The organism is Paenibacillus sp. JJ-223 (assembly GCF_927798175.1).
In the GTDB taxonomy this organism is placed as follows: domain Bacteria; phylum Bacillota; class Bacilli; order Paenibacillales; family Paenibacillaceae; genus Paenibacillus; species Paenibacillus hubeiensis.
In genome coordinates this window covers 1-15,499 of record NZ_CAKMMP010000009.1, presented here as the reverse complement: position 1 = coordinate 15,499, position 15,499 = coordinate 1, and the positions used below count along the sequence as shown (strand labels likewise).

The window sequence follows — 15,499 nt, the reverse complement described above, 5'->3', positions numbered from 1 at the left end:
GCATACACCTTCTCATGGCTTAGGTTTTGCCTGCATAACCAGTAACAATCCCAGTTCAATCGTATTTAATTCCTGTTAATCACATAATATAATTATTTAACCATTTCTGTCAACAGTTATTTATTAACGATTAACCACTCGTTCAATGTGCACGGTCAGATACAGCTTTTCCTCGTTCGTCAGCTCGTGGTCATATTCCTTTTTGACGAACATTTCGATCTTTTCCGTGCATGCCGCCGCTTCCCGATGCTTCTCCTTGATCATGTCGTAGAAGTGGTCGTAGTTATTGTCGTAATGCGTTCCGTTCAGCACACGCTGCGAGAAAAATTTCAAGTGGGTAATGAAGCGGTAATAACTGAGCGATTCCTCATCGAACTCCATCTTGAAATGGTATTTCGCAATATTGATAATTTGCTGAATGAATTTGGTCATGTTCATCGTGGTCACGACTTCTTCATTCATTTCGGCATTCACGACATGCAGGGCGATAAAGGCCGCTTCGTCCTGCGGAAGCTCATACCCGAGCCGGGACTTGATCTGTTCCAGCGTGCGCAGCCCAAGCGCGAATTCGGACTTGTACAGCTGTTTGATTTCCCACAGCATCGCATTTTTGATCTCGACGCCTTCTCGGTATCGTTCTATCGCAAAATTGATGTGGTCCGTCAAGGATACATAGATGTTTTCATTCAGGTTTCTGCCCATGTTATCTCTCGCGTGCGTGATGACCTCTTCGACGATTTCGACCAGCTCGATCGGAACCTCGCGCAGCAGCATTTTGAAATTGTCGGAGGTCTGCTTGTTCTTCAGGGCAAACACCTTTTGAATGCGGGTCTCGTCTACTCTGTCTCCCGGCTTTTTCTTGAAGGCAATTCCGCGCCCCATAACGACAAGCTCAGCCCCGTCTGCCTGATAGATGCTGATTACATTGTTGTTGATGACCTTGGCTATTTTCACTTCCATCCCCCATTCACGATCCACTCGTAACTGCAAACCATCGTTACCCGGGCACGCAAAAAAAACCTCAAGCATCGCAAAGGAAAAAACGTTCAGGCGAACGTCATTCGCGGCAAGTCGTAACCTTTCATACGGCGCGGCGAACTCGCTGCACGGGAAAACAAACCCATGAGACCAAGATCGGCCGAAATGCCTGAAAAAGCCTCCGACGTCTGCTTTTGGATGCTTAGGTTTTGCCTACACTTGTGTAGTAACAATCCCATAACGATATAATTGCGTCAAGTATAGCGCGAACTCGCAAGGATGTCAACGCTTTCACCAGAAGTCCGAAACCCGGAAGATTCGCCAGGTACGACGAACCTTCCAAATTGAACCGGCGATCGCCTATGCCTCCAGATCCGTTCCCCCGGATGCGATCACTTTTTTGTACCAATGGAAGCTTTTCTTCTTGATCCGCTTCAAATCCCCATTACCGGCGTTGTCGCGATCCACGTAGATGTAACCGTAGCGTTTCTTCATCTCGCCGGAAGAGGCGCTGACGATATCGATCGGTCCCCAGCTCGTATAACCGATAATATCGACGCCGTCCTGAATCGCTTCGCCCATCTCGGCAATGTGCCGCTTCAGGTAATCAATGCGATAATCGTCGTGAATTTCGCCATCGGCCGCCACGACGTCATTGGCCCCAAGACCGTTTTCGACGACAAACAGCGGTTTCTGGTAACGGTCATGCAGCTGGTTGGCCGTGATTCGGAAACCTTTCGGATCGATGGTCCAGCCCCAATCGGATTTTTGCAGGTACGGGTTCGCGACGGAACCGAATACGTTGCCGCTGGTCATGTTTTTGACCACTTCGGGATCGGTGCTTGTCGTACGGCTGGAATAATAGCTGAATCCGATGTAATCCACGGTATGGTTTTTCAAAATGTCGGCATCGCCTGCTTCCATGACGATGTTTAAGCCGTGATCTTTAAAGAAACGTTTGGCATAACCCGGGTATTCACCGCGCGACTGCACGTCGATGAAGAAGTAGGACTCCCGGTCTTTCTCCATGCCCTGGAACACATCTTCCGGATTGCATGTATACGGGTAGAAGCTGCCCGCTGCCAGCATGCAGCCAATCATGGCGCCCGGAATGATTTCATGACATGCTTTGACGGCCAACGCACTTGCGACCAGCTGATGATGAGCCGCCTGGTATTGGATTTCTTTGACGTTATCGCCTTCCTTAAAGGCCAGGCCTGCCCCAAGAAACGGCAAATGCAGCAGCATGTTGATTTCGTTGAAGGTCATCCAGTATTTAACCTTGTCCTTGTAACGGGTAAATACGGTTTTAGCATACGTTTCGAACAGGTGAACCAGCTTGCGGTTTCTCCAGCTGCCGTACTTTTCGATCAGGTTAACCGGCACGTCGAAATGAGCCAGCGTCACGACGGGTTCGATGCCGTGCTTGAGCATTTCGTCGAACAGGTTGTCGTAAAACTGCAGTCCGGCCTCGTTCGCTGCCGCGTCTTCCCCGCTTGGGAAAATGCGCGCCCACGCAATGGAAACACGAAGCGCTTTGAATCCCATTTCCGCGAATAGAGCGATATCCTCCGGATAACGATGGTAAAAGTCGATGGCTGCGTGCGAAGGGTAGAACTCTCCTGCCTGCGGCGTAAATCCAGGCACATTGCCCTTCATGATGCTTCTGCGATTCTCCCCGGAAGGCAGCAGGTCCACAATGCTTAGTCCTTTGCCGTCTTCCAGATATGCTCCTTCCGCTTGATTGGCTGCGAGAGCTCCTCCCCACAGAAAGTTTTCGGGAAATTTGAAATTGCTCATGCCCAGTTCTCCTTTCGATTCTTCGTGAAGTATGTCCAACCACGCCTTTCCGATTCCAGGCAACAAAAAAACCCGAACCAGCGTGTCTACACATGTCATGTAAACAAGCCAGCTCAGGTTATGCCCATATCGGTAACATTCCCAGAATGCATTATGCGGTTGCATAAAACTGTACCAAGATTTAGGGCTCTTGTCAATTCAATGATTGGCGGAACGTGTAATACCCATGTCAAAAACCACTAATTTTTATATGAAATCATAACTAATTTTAAAGGTGTTTTCCCCTTCCATATTATGTTACGTTATATTACGAAAACGCTTTCAGTCATTCTAATACATATACCACAAAGGAGACAGAATTGAATGAAAAGAAAACGGACCAAACTTTTGAACTTCACCCTGGTCACGGCGATGATCCTTTCCCTTCTCTCTTCTGCCGTCGCTTCGGCGGATGCCGCCGAAAACAGCAGTGCCAATGAAACTGCAGCTCCGAGCAAAATTCAGGCTTACGTCAGTGATATGGAACCAGGCTGGAATCTCGGAAATTCCCTTGACGCGGTCGGCGAAGATGAGACGGCTTGGGGCAATCCCCGCATCACCAAAGAATTGATTCAGAACATCGCCGCACAAGGCTACAAAAGCATTCGCATTCCGGTGACCTGGGAAGCCCATATCGGCGAAGCACCTGAATACAAAATTGATTCCGCTTACATGAATCGCGTACAAGAAGTCGTGGATTGGGCGTTGGATGCTAATCTTTACGTCATGCTCAATGTTCACCATGATTCATGGAGATGGGTCAGTTACATGGAAAAAGACCACGACAACGTACTGGCCCGTTACAATGCCGTATGGACGCAAATCGCCGAAAAATTCAAGCATTCGTCCAACAAGCTGATGTTCGAAAGCATCAACGAACCACGTTTCACCGAAGGTGGGACAACCAATGAGGCGGTAGCCTACCGAATGCTCGACGAGCTGAATACTTCGTTCCATAAGATCGTCAGATCTTCCGGTGCCAACAACGCCAATCGTCCATTGGTGCTGCCTACGCTTCATACGTCCTCCAACCAGGCCGATCTGGATGCGCTGAACCAAACGATTGCCAAATTGAATGATCCCCATATCATTGCAACGGTGCATTATTACGGTTTCTGGCCGTTCAGCGTGAACATTGCCGGTTACACGACGTTTAACGAAGAAGTACAAAAAGATATCACGGATACATTTGATCGTGTGTACAATGCTTTCACGGCTAAAGGCATTCCCGTCATCGTCGGCGAATACGGCCTGCTCGGTTTCGACCAGCATACGGGCGTCATCGAACAAGGTGAGAAACTCAAATTTTTCGAATTCATCGCCCATTACCTGCATCAAAAACAAATGACGACCATGCTGTGGGACAATGGACAGCACTTTAGCCGTACGGATTATACCTGGTCAGACCCGGAGCTGTACAATGTCATGAAAGCTGGCTGGGAAGGCCGCTCCGCCACAGCTGAGACCGATCTGATTTACCTGAACGCAGGCGAAGCCGTGCAAGACAGAACCATTAAGCTGAACCTGAACGGCAACAAACTTCGTTCACTCACGAACGGCAGCACGTCACTGATCAAAGTGAAGCATTATACCCTAAAAGGCGACACGCTGACGCTCAAGGCTGACCTCCTGAAACAGCTTGCGTCCTCCGGCGAGCTTGGTGTTAATGCCAAGCTTACGGCCAAATTCAACAACGGAGCCGACTGGACGTTCCATATCATTTCGAGCACCACGCCTGTATTGAGCAAAGCCTCAGGTACGACGGAATCGTTCGCCATTCCGGTGGCCTTTAACGGCAACCAATTGGCTACCATGGAAGCGAATTATACCAACGGAGAGATCGCCGGACCGCAAAACTGGACCTCCTTCAAGGAGTTCGCTTACACATTCAGCCCGGATTATGATCGTCAGGTCATCGAGCTGAAGCCGGCGTTTTTCAAGGAAACCAACGATGGCGAAATCATTCTGAAGTTCCATTTCTGGAACGGGGATGTGGTATCGTACAAAATAACGAAAAAAGGCTCAAGCATTGTCGGCGAACCCGCCTGATTCAACCAAAGCAGAGGATGCTGCCCAGCATATTTTTGCCAAAAGCGTTCCTTCGGAGCTTATGTTCCGTGGGAGCGTTTTTTTTGGCGGAACGACTTTCTCTTCACCCTCCCCCAGCACGAAACGGGCTTGATGCATCTGCCTCCCGCATAACGTACAAGTCGTGGTTCATACCTTAACAGTAATGTAACTACGCATAAGGAGGGAAACGCATGTTTAAACGGGTAGACCGTCTTGCCATTGAACTACCGATCGGCAGCAATCCCGACCCTAACGGAGCCTCTGCGGTTCAGGAGCTGATGGGCGGGCGTTTCGGGGAAATGTCCACGCTGAACAATTACTTGTTCCAGTCGTTCAACTTCAGAGGCAAAACCAAGCTGAGACCCTTTTACGACATTGTTGCCAGCATAACCGCCGAGGAGTTCGGGCATGTGGAGCTCGTGGCCAACACAATCAACCTGATGCTCGTCGGCACGACTTCTCCGGGCGATCCAGATGCGACCCCGCTTCGCAACACCAAGGATCTTCGCATGTCCTCCCTGTTTATCGAATCGGCCCAAACGGCCCTCCCTTATGACTCCATGGGCAGACCCTGGAACGGCACCTTCGTAACCAGCACAGGCAATCTCATCGTTGATCTGCTGCATAACTTTTTTCTGGAATGCAATGCAAGGACCCACAAAATGAGAGTGTACGAAATGACGGATCATCCCACGGCAAGGGCGATGACCGGTTATTTGCTTGTCCGGGGCGGCGTACATATTCTGGCTTATGCAAAAGCGCTCGAAATTGCGACCGGCGTGGATGTCACCAAAATGCTGCCTGTGCCGAACCTCGATAACAGCGTGTTCGATGCAACCCGAAAATGGGAGGCCTTGGGCGAACACCGCAGATTGTATACGTTCAGCGACAAGGATTACCAGCAGATTGCGCAGATCTGGAAAGGAACCCATCCCCGCGACGGCGGCAAACTGGAAGCGTATGCAGGGCTCCCCGGTTACAGCGGGCCCATCCCTGAACTTCCGGAGTTGTCGGAAGAGTTCGCTCCGGGCATCTCTCAGGAAGACCTGCAGCAAATCGCGGAGCGGCTGAAACGGTCTGCGGGGTTGTAATCGGCGTCGCAGGCACGAGGTCAGCTATATAAACCGCACTAAACAATCACACAAGGCACTGCGAGTGCAGTACCATCTTCCGATCGCTGTTATCCCCAGATTTTTTCATATCCCTTTTTTCAAAGGGAAAATCCGGTGATAAATGCGACCGCTTCGCTTCTCCAGATTGGTTCTGCCTCTCCGTTAACGTGTGTAACTTTCTTTTTTGCGGTTTATATAGTCCTTTCCCGCAGCATTGCGGCAAGTTGGATTCAAAGACCAAAAGTAAAGAAAAAAGGCATGGTCAATGCAGTGATTGTCCACTGCATGACCATGCCCTGCCTTCGGGAATATGAGTTCCATCTACTGGAGGTCTGTAGGTCTAGATGCCTCACCACACCTGTCTCTGTCGTTAAGGAACAAGTTCTCTTGATCTATGTTGTCTTCTTGAATTTGACTATAAGCACCGTATCCTGCCCTGCCTGCACCGGCCCTGATCGGGCAACCGTCACACTCTCGATCTCTTCGTTCCCACCAGGCACAAGAACGGGTGTGATTAGCGGCAATCCGGCTGACCGGATATGCTCCATATCAAATTCCAACAACAGCTGTCCTTTCGAGACATGATCGCCATTGCTCACGTGCAGCGTGAAACCTTCTCCTTTCAGACCAACGGTGTTGATGCCGACGTGAATCAGCACTTGCGCTCCCGTCGCATGCTCTAAAATGACGGCATGTTTGCTTTTGTGCATGACATGTGCCACGGTGCCTTCGAACGGAGCATATACTTTGCCATCGGATGGTTCGATAGCGATTCCTTCTCCCATGTGCCCTTCCGCAAAGGCCGGATCGGGAACGGTGGCCAAAGCAACGGCTTGACCCGTGATTGGGGCCGCTATATCCATCGTGTCAACCCGCACTTTTTCCATGCTTGTTGGAACAGGTGACGGAGCGGATGCGGATGCCGAGTCCGAGGCAATTACCGAATCTGCCATCGACTCCCCGTTACCGGACATGCCGTTCGAAGATCCGTTTTCCGAAGCTGCAGGCTTGTTTTTGTAACCGAACATCCAGGTCAGCGCAAACGCGATGCCCATCGCTACTACATTGGTCAAAATGTACACTGGCAGCTGGCTGTTCAGGTACAGCAACGTTCCCGGGATCGCGGTAACCGCCATGCCCGTGCCCTGCAAATGGAACAGGGATGCCAGAAAGCCCCCTGCCGCGCCGCCGACCAGACCCATAATAAACGGTTTCATCAAACGAAGGTTGACCCCGAAAATCGCCGGTTCAGTGATGCCTAGAAAAGCCGAGAATGAAGAAGGCAAGGCAAGCGCCTTTAACTTCGTATCTTTCGTTTTCAAACCAACTGCCAGACAAGCTGCCCCCTGTGCCGTAATGGCACATGTAATAATCGCGTTGAATGCATTGGCACCCGTTCGCTCCAGCAATTGTATCTCAAGAAAATTGAATATATGATGCACGCCGGTAACCACAATGATTTGATGCAAAAATCCGATCACAAGCCCCGCAATGCCAAACGGCAGATCCAGAACGGCGGTTGTGCCGTGCAGCACCCATTCCTCCAGGGAATGGAATACCGGGCCGATGGCGAACAAACCCAGCGTGATCATGACAGCAAGCGTAATGAACGGCGTAAGGATCAGATCCAGCGCTTCAGGTACCCGCTTTCGGAGAAACTTTTCAAATTTGGCGCCGATCAAGCCCACAAAGAAGGCGGGCAGGACCGAACCTTGGTAACCGACGACCGGTATGAAGCCGAACATGTGCAGCGCCTTTGCCGATCCGTCTGCGACCGCATACGCGTTCGGCAGCGCCGGATTGACCAGCATCAAACCAAGAACAATGCCGAGCACGGGGCTGCCGCCGAATACGCGGAATGCGGACCACGCCACGAGTGCCGGCAAAAACGCGAAGGCCGTATCGGTCAGAACTTGCGTAAAGAGCAAAAAGTTTGGCGAAATATCATCAGGCGTAGCCCCGAACAACGCCAGAATCTCGCTCTGGGTGAGCAGGCCGCGCAGACCCATGAATAGCCCGGTTGCCACCAGCACCGGAATGATGGGCACAAACACGTCGCCAAAGGTCCGGATCCCTCGCTGAAACACGTTGCCCTGCTTTTTGCTTTGGCCTTTCAAATCTTCCTTGGATGTGCCTTCGATCCCGAGCTTCTCCACTTCCTCATAGATCCGGTTGACCGTTCCCGTGCCAAAAATGATCTGGTACTGCCCCGAGTTAAAAAATGCACCTTTGACTTTGTCGATGGTTTCGACCTGTTTTTGGTCGATTTTGTCCTTGTCGTTCACCATGATGCGAAGCCGGGTTGCGCAGTGCGCAAACGATGCGATATTATCCTTGCCGCCGACGGCCTGGATGACTTCGCGAGCGATCTGTTGATTGTCGGACATGGAATTCATTCCCTTCGTGCCTGATGATTGTTTAACGTTTTGCATTTTGATGCTCGTAATCCCACTTGCTTGCTTTAAATGTCGCTCTGCCGCCGTGGGCGAAGAAACGGATGCCATCACTCGTTTGGCTTGGGAAAATCCGGCTCGTGAAAACTTCTTCCCCTTCGTTCACGAAGATTTCGACCGATGACGTATCCACGAACATGCGAAGCCGGATCGTTTCGCCGCTTAGGGAGCATCGACGCACGCTGCCGTTGGCTTCGGCCAGCGCCGCCCCGGACGACGAACGATCCAGCACCAGCTTCTGCTCCGCCCGGTCATACCATATGACCGTTTTTTCCTGCTCGCTCGAGCGGAATTCAATGCCGAAACGATCGGCATCGCAGCTGTCAATGATGCAGTCCAGTTCAAACGCCGTGCCGGCGAAGCCAGGGATTGTTCTGGTTTCGTTTTCAAGGGTCACGCCGACGGTCTGCTTCGTTTCGGTCATGCGCAGCTTCACCATTTCATCGACGGGCTGTTGAATGAGTTTGCCGTCTCTAATGCTCAGCTGCCGCGGAATCGTCAGGCAATGCGCCCAACCGCTGCCGTCCGTCGGATACGCCAGATCGGGCAATCCCATCCATCCGACAAGTATGCGTCTGCCATCCGGAGCTGCCATCGTCTGGGGTGCATAGAAATCAAACCCGCGATCCAGTTCCCTGAAATCGCCGTGGTTGAATGTTAACGTTTCCGGATCGAGCGCTTCACCGATGAGATAGCCGGATTGATAGATGTTGTTGTATCGATCCCCTTCCGGTTGCAACCCTTGAGGGCAAAAAATCAGTACACCCTGGCCATCCAGCTCCATATAATCCGGACACTCCCACATATATCCGAATTCGTTCAAATTCGTCCGCAGCTCGCCCAAAAGCGTCCACTCCAACATGTCGGGCGAGCGATATAACACGGCGCAGCCGGTCTCGTTCTCGCGCTGGGCTCCTATGATACAGTAATACCATTCTCCGTCTTGCCATACCTTCGGGTCCCTGAAATGGTCCGTGTATCCAGGCGGCACGGCCGGGATAACAGGGGTTTCGCGTTTAATCACCACATCATCTTCATCCATGACCGCAAGGCATTGGTACGGATGCCTGATCCATCGTTCATCCCTTGTATTGCCTGTATACATCAGCATCAGTTTGCCATCCTTCTCGATGGCGCTGCCCGAATAGGCACCATGCGAATCCTGTGGATCGCCCGGATGGATGCCGATTCCCCTGTCTTCCCAATGCACCAGATCACTGGAACGAACGTGGTACCAATACTTCATGCCATGCTCCGTTCCAAGCGGGAACCATTGATAGAACAGGTGATAATAGCCTTGGTAAAAGGCAAAACCGTTCGGGTCGTTCAGCAGCCCCGTTTGGGGCTGAATATGATATTGCTGCCGCCACGGACATGCGGCGATGAGCGCTTCAAGTTTGCGCAATTCACCTGGATCGGCCTGTTCAAGCCGACGGTAAAGCCGTTCTCGGGTCATTTTCATATCGAGTACTCCCACCCTTGCCATTGCTGTTTTCGTCCAAGAACGGAACCGGTTCCGAACAACGCAAAAAAATAATCCCATCAGGAATTCTTCTCAAGGTTCCTGCTTTTCCGCAGAAGTTTGGAACCGGTTCGATGGGACTATCATAAAGGATTTTTTTATAATTTGTCAACGCTTTCTCGGGAAATCAGCTCCACGTCGAGCACGGCGCACTTCTCCACCGGTTCTCCCGCAACAAGCCGGATAATGTGGCTGGCCGCGATTCTCCCGGCCTGAGTATAATGGTATCGTACCGTGGTCAGCGCAGGATTGATCATCTCCGTGATGTCATATCCACCGAAACCGCTCACGGATATATCCTGCGGAATCTGCCTTTTGGCGGCAAAAGCCGTTTTCATCACGGCCAATGCAATATTGTCTGTCGCGCATACAACCATCGATGACCTATCGTTGTTTAACACCTGCTCAGCCGTATGTGCTGCCTCCGACATCTTAAAGCTCGACTCATGGTAGGTTACATTACATCCTGGACATTCCGCGATGGCACGCCGAAACCCTTGCTTCCGGTGAATGCCCACGGCCTGATCCCGTTCGGTTACACCCAAATAACTGATCTCGCGATGTCCGTTTTGCAGCACATGCTTGCCCATTTCATAACCGGCCTGGTCGTCATTATGGACGACGCTATGAAGCCGTTCATGCTGCTGTCCGACCAATATGACCGGGATGGCGATGTCATCCGCCGCTTTCAGATGTGCTTCCGTCACCTCGGCCGCAAGCAGGATGATGCCGGAAACTTTCTGTCTGGCAAAATCGTAAATGGCATCGATTTCCCGCTGCATGTCCTGGCTTGTGTTCGCAATCAGCATCTGGTATTGGTTGCTGCGCAGTTCCTCATCGATGCCGATCAGCGTCTGGGACGTGGCAAAGGAGTCCAGGCGCGGGACAACCGTGCCGATGATGCTTGCCCGCTTGGCCTTCAAGCTTTGGGCAAAGGTGTTGGGAACGTAGTTGTATTGTTTGATAATCCGCTCAATGCGTTGGCGCGTATCCTCGCTGACCGATCCACCGTTGAGGAACCGGGAAACCGTGCTCTTTGCGACTCCCGCCAATTGGGCGATATCCGAAATCGTTTTGTTCATAATTACCCCTTTTGCAGAAATTGCATAATAATCGTCATTATTTATATTATACTGCGAATCCCTGTCCCATGGCGAATGAGTCTATTTACTTTATCACATGAATGCGTCAATCCGTCATCTTGCGATCAATTCCGGAGCATGCTATTATGACTTCAATTCATTTCATGTCACCTATTGACGGGATCAGAATAAAATTACTTTATAAAAGCCATGACGGAAAGAGTACGCGGATTACATGTTCATTACAGGGACGCGGTGCCGGAGACTGGAAGCACCCGAAAGCAGCATGCCGCCGAAGTTCACTCCCGAGCCGATTGCTGAAGGGCTAACCTTTTCAGGGTTTCTACAGCTCCTAGGACAATCCGTATCCTTGCGTTAAAAGGTTAAGTGAGAAACAGCTCGCTGCAAGGCAGCGCTGCCGTTTCTAATTAGGGTGGTACCACGGCTTCTTCGTCCCTTGCGGATGAAGGGCTTTTTTTGTTTTTTGCGAATCAGAACCAATCCAAATGTCGAAGGAGTGCATTGTCCATGGAACAGAATACCGAGCTCGAAACGTTAAGAAGCCGCTTGAACGAAATCAACCACGGCCTGCTTCACCTGTTGTCCGAACGGGCCAGCGTCGTGCAGGAAATCGGGCAAATCAAAGAAAAACAAGGCGTGCCCAAATTCGATCCTGTGCGTGAAAAAGAAATGCTGGAGGAACTGACCGCAGCCAATCCGGGGCCGTTCCATAACGATGCGATCAAGCTCTTATTCAAGCAAATCTTCCAGGCTTCGCTGAATTTGCAAGTCGACGAACACAAAAAACATCTGCTCGTCAGCCGCAAAAACCAGCAAGAGGATACCATCGTCTCCATTGGCGACGTGCAGGTCGGTGCGGGAACGCCAATCATGATCGCCGGGCCTTGCTCGGTCGAGAGTTACGAACAAGTGCGCGAAGTCGCTGCAGCGCTCAAGGCCGCAGGCATCAGCGTCATGCGCGGCGGTGCCTTCAAACCGCGCACCTCGCCATACGATTTCCAGGGACTTGGCATTGAGGGGCTGAAAATACTGAAGGAAGTTGCCGATGAGTTCGGCTTGAAAACGATCAGCGAGATCGTTCACCCGGATCACATCGAGCTTGCCGGCGATTACATCGACGTCATCCAGATCGGCGCGCGCAACATGCAGAATTTCGAGCTGCTCAAGGCTGCAGGCGATGTCAACATTCCGATCCTGCTGAAACGTGGTCTGGCGGCGACGATCGACGAGTTCGTGCATGCGGCGGAGTACGTCGTCTCCCGCGGCAACAAACAAGTCATGCTGATCGAGCGCGGCATCCGCACCTATGAGAAAGCAACGCGCAACACGCTCGACATTTCGGCCGTGCCGATCCTGAAACAGGAAACGCATCTGCCGGTGCTTGTCGATGTCACGCATTCCACGGGCCGCAAAGACATCCTTGCCCCTTGCGCCAAAGCCGCTCTCGCCGCAGGCGCCGACGGCGTCATGGTGGAGGTGCACCCGAACCCGGCCGTAGCTCTCTCCGATGCAGCGCAGCAGCTGAACATCCCGCAGTTCAACGAGTTCCTCGCCACCGTGAGGGAGTCGGGGCTGTTGAAGGGGTAGACTGGGTTTTAAAAGAAATGAACCGCCTCGTCCAATAAAGACAGAGGCGGTTCATCCTAATTTGAAATGCTCAGGATCAAATCTGATTTTTATCATCAAATCTAGTATTCTCAAGCGGTCCATTCAAGCCTAATATCTCTCCGATCCGGAGCGACAAGTCCCTTTTTTCAAATTCAGTTAAGTCTTGACCGACTTTATGTATATCGAACCGTTCCAACTCACGCTTGATACGGGCAAACTGATCTTTGACTTCGATTCGATGTCTAATTATCAACTCTGCAAGGGTTGTTTTTATCACCATGTTTTCAGAAGGCGTATTATTACAATCACGTTCAAATCGATTCAGGACATTCCCAACTAACTCATCTTCATCTCTAGTAACGTTCAGGAGTATGGCGAAACACTCTTTCACTGCTTTCTCCATTTCAAAATAGTGCCATCTTGCGAATTCACTCTGATCTATTGCCATGTCTTCAAACTTTTCAAGGACTTTTTCCATACGTTCAACGATATCCTTGTATTCATCCGTCTGTATTACACTACGAAGTTTTTCCTTATTTAAGGAAAGAAGCTGCTCCATGACATGCACTTTAAATTTACAATAGACCTTGGTATGTGTTAATGACACTGTTGCTGCTGCAATGTTCACGACAGCTTTCTCCATTTCGCCTCTATTCATTATGCTATAGTAAGCATCGTATGTAATGGCGAGTGCCTCAGCGTCACTCATTTCTTCATTTTTCCAATCCAGATACCTTTGATAAAATGAGCCGAATAATGCTTCATAGTTACGTTTCATTAGACTGACCTTCCTTCTTTAGATAAACTTAAATTTTCAAACATAACCTGTATATTATCGAATTGATTGCTCTTGAGGGCATTTCGAATGTCTTTCACAATTTGGTTCTCATTCAACATCGCCTTTCTCCGATTCAGTAAAACTCAATAAGTCTTAGTTCAAATATCTGAATTGAGTTCACCCTAAGTTTTATATCGCAACATCTTGGTATCCTACATCAACTACTTTTTCATCTAATAAACGAATGCCTAAGCCATTTTCTGAATCCCACGTACAACTAAAAAGAAATCCAATATCCCGTTCTTTATTAAGATCTCCATACGAAACAACAATACTATCTAAGGTCATCATTTTTTTTAATTGCTCAGTTGTATCCACGAAAGGATAACTTTCATTAAAAGCTATGTCATAGCCTAACTCATGACGTTTTTGTAGATAATAGTTTAAAATAGGTTGAAGTAAATTCTGTTGTATTTCCTCCCAATCTTCCATTAAACTTTGGTAAGCCGAATATTGATCATCATCGAATACCCCGTCCTCATCTCCTTCAATAATAAGGGTTATTGGAGTCTTAACCCCAAAATAATTCATAGTCGTATCCTTGGACCAAATATAATCATAGTCGAGTTCGCCAAACACCACATCATAAATTTTCATGAAATGATTTCCTCCTCTATTTCTTAAAATCAACTCTCCTCATGTAGTCACATTTCTTCCTCTGTTAGCATTCCGAAAAATTCAGATAGATTTGAAGCGACCTTTCGTGTTACAGGAGAAAATTCTTCTGACTCTTCATGAAACCAGATTACGACAGTGGGCTCTTCAGTCTCTCTAAAATCCAAACAAACAAAATCTCCTGAAAATAACGCTGCAATAGGAACGATATGTATTCCCACTAAATCTTCATCATCAGTTAATCTTTCACTTAATTGTGTAATAACAACTTCGACATCATACCAACCATTCGTCAGATCAGACTCGCTGTCATTCAGTACACAAAGAAATTTTTCAATCACATATTCATGCTGATTATATCTAAACACGTTTGTCTGTGGTACAGCTCCATTATTTTCTTAGATAAAATTCCTATATGTTTCAGGAAATGAAATTCTCAAGCCTCGCTCCACTTCGTCTAATAATTCATCGGTGGGCAATGGAAAGACAATTGTACTCACATCCACTCTCACTTTCTTCACCCCTTACTTCTGTCTTTTTTAGCATACGCCTAACTACTTGAGTGCAATTCATTTCTGAATCATCGCACGCAAGAACCTTTTGCACATGGCCATTCTCACACCAGTTATGCGAACCTAAAGTACGTCTAGTGTAAATTATATTTTTCTGATTCAGTAGCCTCCATGTTTTGTGCAAGTTATACAGGTTCAGTCACTATCTATAGTTATCATGTCTAGGTTTGCACCCATAACAACATGATATAAAGCTTCTTCGAAGGTATCTCCTAAATAAATAAGAAAATCATCATTACCTCCGTAAAATGTTCCTGATGAACCAACATACCATGTCATATCAATAGAAGCGATTTCCCCTAGAATTATAAATGATTCATTACAGTGTTCCTCATATCTTGTGACAAGCTCACGAAAAATAGATTCTCCTGCATGTTCAGGATCAGTATTCAAAGTTAAATATTGATCCGGTTTTCGAGGATTCTTGAATTGAATTTTCAACCCACCATATGCTTTTAAAACTTGTATGGCCCTATCGAAAATAATGTAGTTATCGTTCTTTAAAAAATCCAGATAATTACTGATATCCATTTCACGTTTGATAAACCAACCTGTTTCACTAAGAATGTGCCCTACTGCTTGGTGCATATAATGACAACCCCTTTGAGCTTCTGTATTATTTAAGCTACCTAGGACTTAAGCTAACAGTTTCCAGACATAAATATGAACTTAGCAGATTTAATATTTTCGTGAAAGATACATTATCAATAATTTATAGGAATACAAATTCTAAGGTCACGTCTCTTTTTCTTCCTTTTGTAGACGATGATTACTCAATAGATATAAGAC

The 15,499-nt window shown here is 48.8% G+C and carries 11 protein-coding genes and 1 pseudogene; 3 read left to right on the top strand and 9 right to left on the bottom strand.

The window, feature by feature from the left end; genetic code table 11:
• Window positions 1-123: 123 nt before the first annotated feature.
• Both licT and L6H98_RS16530 read right to left on the bottom strand, forming a co-directional pair.
• A complete protein-coding gene (licT, locus tag L6H98_RS16535; protein WP_236416760.1) occupies window positions 124-954 on the bottom strand; it encodes a BglG family transcription antiterminator LicT in 831 nt (276 codons plus the stop codon).
• Window positions 955-1,338: 384 nt separating this feature from the next.
• A complete protein-coding gene (locus L6H98_RS16530; protein ID WP_236416759.1) occupies window positions 1,339-2,778 on the bottom strand; it encodes a 6-phospho-beta-glucosidase in 1,440 nt (479 codons plus the stop codon).
• A gap of 363 nt (window positions 2,779-3,141) precedes the next feature.
• On the opposite strand from L6H98_RS16530, the gene L6H98_RS16525 reads away from it, so the two are divergent.
• Both L6H98_RS16525 and L6H98_RS16520 read left to right on the top strand, forming a co-directional pair.
• Entirely contained in the window at window positions 3,142-4,866 is a 1,725-nt protein-coding gene (locus L6H98_RS16525; RefSeq protein ID WP_236416758.1) for a cellulase family glycosylhydrolase, read from the top strand.
• A 212-nt stretch (window positions 4,867-5,078) separates the two neighbouring features.
• Complete coding sequence (locus L6H98_RS16520; RefSeq protein WP_236416756.1) at window positions 5,079-5,978, top strand: manganese catalase family protein; 900 nt, start codon at window positions 5,079-5,081, stop codon at window positions 5,976-5,978.
• 413 nt (window positions 5,979-6,391) lie between these two features.
• Here the strand turns inward: L6H98_RS16520 and L6H98_RS16515 are convergent, their stop codons facing one another.
• From L6H98_RS16515 to L6H98_RS16505, 3 genes are all read right to left on the bottom strand, one after another.
• Window positions 6,392-8,386 carry a sucrose-specific PTS transporter subunit IIBC gene (locus L6H98_RS16515; protein WP_236416754.1) on the bottom strand — a complete coding sequence of 665 codons (1,995 nt, stop codon included), beginning with the start codon at window positions 8,384-8,386 and terminating at the stop codon, window positions 6,392-6,394.
• A 31-nt stretch (window positions 8,387-8,417) separates the two neighbouring features.
• Window positions 8,418-9,914, bottom strand: a complete 1,497-nt coding sequence (locus L6H98_RS16510) for a sucrose-6-phosphate hydrolase (protein WP_236416753.1) — start codon at window positions 9,912-9,914, stop codon at window positions 8,418-8,420.
• Between the two features lie 158 nt (window positions 9,915-10,072).
• The gene (locus L6H98_RS16505) at window positions 10,073-11,056 is read right to left on the bottom strand and encodes a LacI family DNA-binding transcriptional regulator (RefSeq protein WP_236416752.1); all 984 of its coding nucleotides are present in this window, start codon (window positions 11,054-11,056) and stop codon (window positions 10,073-10,075) included.
• Between the two features lie 528 nt (window positions 11,057-11,584).
• On the opposite strand from L6H98_RS16505, the gene L6H98_RS16500 reads away from it, so the two are divergent.
• On the top strand, window positions 11,585-12,664 hold the full coding sequence (locus L6H98_RS16500) for a bifunctional 3-deoxy-7-phosphoheptulonate synthase/chorismate mutase (RefSeq protein WP_236416751.1): 1,080 nt from the start codon (window positions 11,585-11,587) through the stop codon (window positions 12,662-12,664).
• A gap of 76 nt (window positions 12,665-12,740) precedes the next feature.
• Here the strand turns inward: L6H98_RS16500 and L6H98_RS16495 are convergent, their stop codons facing one another.
• From L6H98_RS16495 to L6H98_RS16480, 4 genes and pseudogenes are all read right to left on the bottom strand, one after another.
• Window positions 12,741-13,463, bottom strand: a complete 723-nt coding sequence (locus tag L6H98_RS16495; protein ID WP_236416750.1) for an Imm3 family immunity protein — start codon at window positions 13,461-13,463, stop codon at window positions 12,741-12,743.
• Window positions 13,464-13,652: 189 nt separating this feature from the next.
• Window positions 13,653-14,120 carry a DUF2004 domain-containing protein gene (locus tag L6H98_RS16490; protein ID WP_236416749.1) on the bottom strand — a complete coding sequence of 156 codons (468 nt, stop codon included), beginning with the start codon at window positions 14,118-14,120 and terminating at the stop codon, window positions 13,653-13,655.
• Window positions 14,121-14,167: 47 nt separating this feature from the next.
• A pseudogene (locus L6H98_RS16485) lies at window positions 14,168-14,524 on the bottom strand (SMI1/KNR4 family protein); the annotation flags it as partial.
• A 321-nt stretch (window positions 14,525-14,845) separates the two neighbouring features.
• The gene (locus L6H98_RS16480) at window positions 14,846-15,298 is read right to left on the bottom strand and encodes an SUKH-3 domain-containing protein (RefSeq protein WP_236416747.1); all 453 of its coding nucleotides are present in this window, start codon (window positions 15,296-15,298) and stop codon (window positions 14,846-14,848) included.
• Window positions 15,299-15,499: the final 201 nt, after the last annotated feature.

Excerpts from the sequence above, each read along its gene's own strand:
- L6H98_RS16530 (WP_236416759.1), bottom strand. The coding sequence starts at position 2,778 with ATGAGCAATTTCAAATTTCCCGAAAACTTTCTGTGGGGAGGAGCTCTC.
- L6H98_RS16525 (WP_236416758.1), top strand. The coding sequence starts at position 3,142 with ATGAAAAGAAAACGGACCAAACTTTTGAACTTCACCCTGGTCACGGCG.
- L6H98_RS16520 (WP_236416756.1), top strand. The coding sequence starts at position 5,079 with ATGTTTAAACGGGTAGACCGTCTTGCCATTGAACTACCGATCGGCAGC.
- L6H98_RS16515 (WP_236416754.1), bottom strand. The coding sequence starts at position 8,386 with ATGTCCGACAATCAACAGATCGCTCGCGAAGTCATCCAGGCCGTCGGC.
- L6H98_RS16510 (WP_236416753.1), bottom strand. The coding sequence starts at position 9,914 with ATGAAAATGACCCGAGAACGGCTTTACCGTCGGCTTGAACAGGCCGAT.
- L6H98_RS16505 (WP_236416752.1), bottom strand. The coding sequence starts at position 11,056 with ATGAACAAAACGATTTCGGATATCGCCCAATTGGCGGGAGTCGCAAAG.
- L6H98_RS16500 (WP_236416751.1), top strand. The coding sequence starts at position 11,585 with ATGGAACAGAATACCGAGCTCGAAACGTTAAGAAGCCGCTTGAACGAA.
- L6H98_RS16495 (WP_236416750.1), bottom strand. The coding sequence starts at position 13,463 with ATGAAACGTAACTATGAAGCATTATTCGGCTCATTTTATCAAAGGTAT.
- L6H98_RS16490 (WP_236416749.1), bottom strand. The coding sequence starts at position 14,120 with ATGAAAATTTATGATGTGGTGTTTGGCGAACTCGACTATGATTATATT.
- L6H98_RS16480 (WP_236416747.1), bottom strand. The coding sequence starts at position 15,298 with ATGCACCAAGCAGTAGGGCACATTCTTAGTGAAACAGGTTGGTTTATC.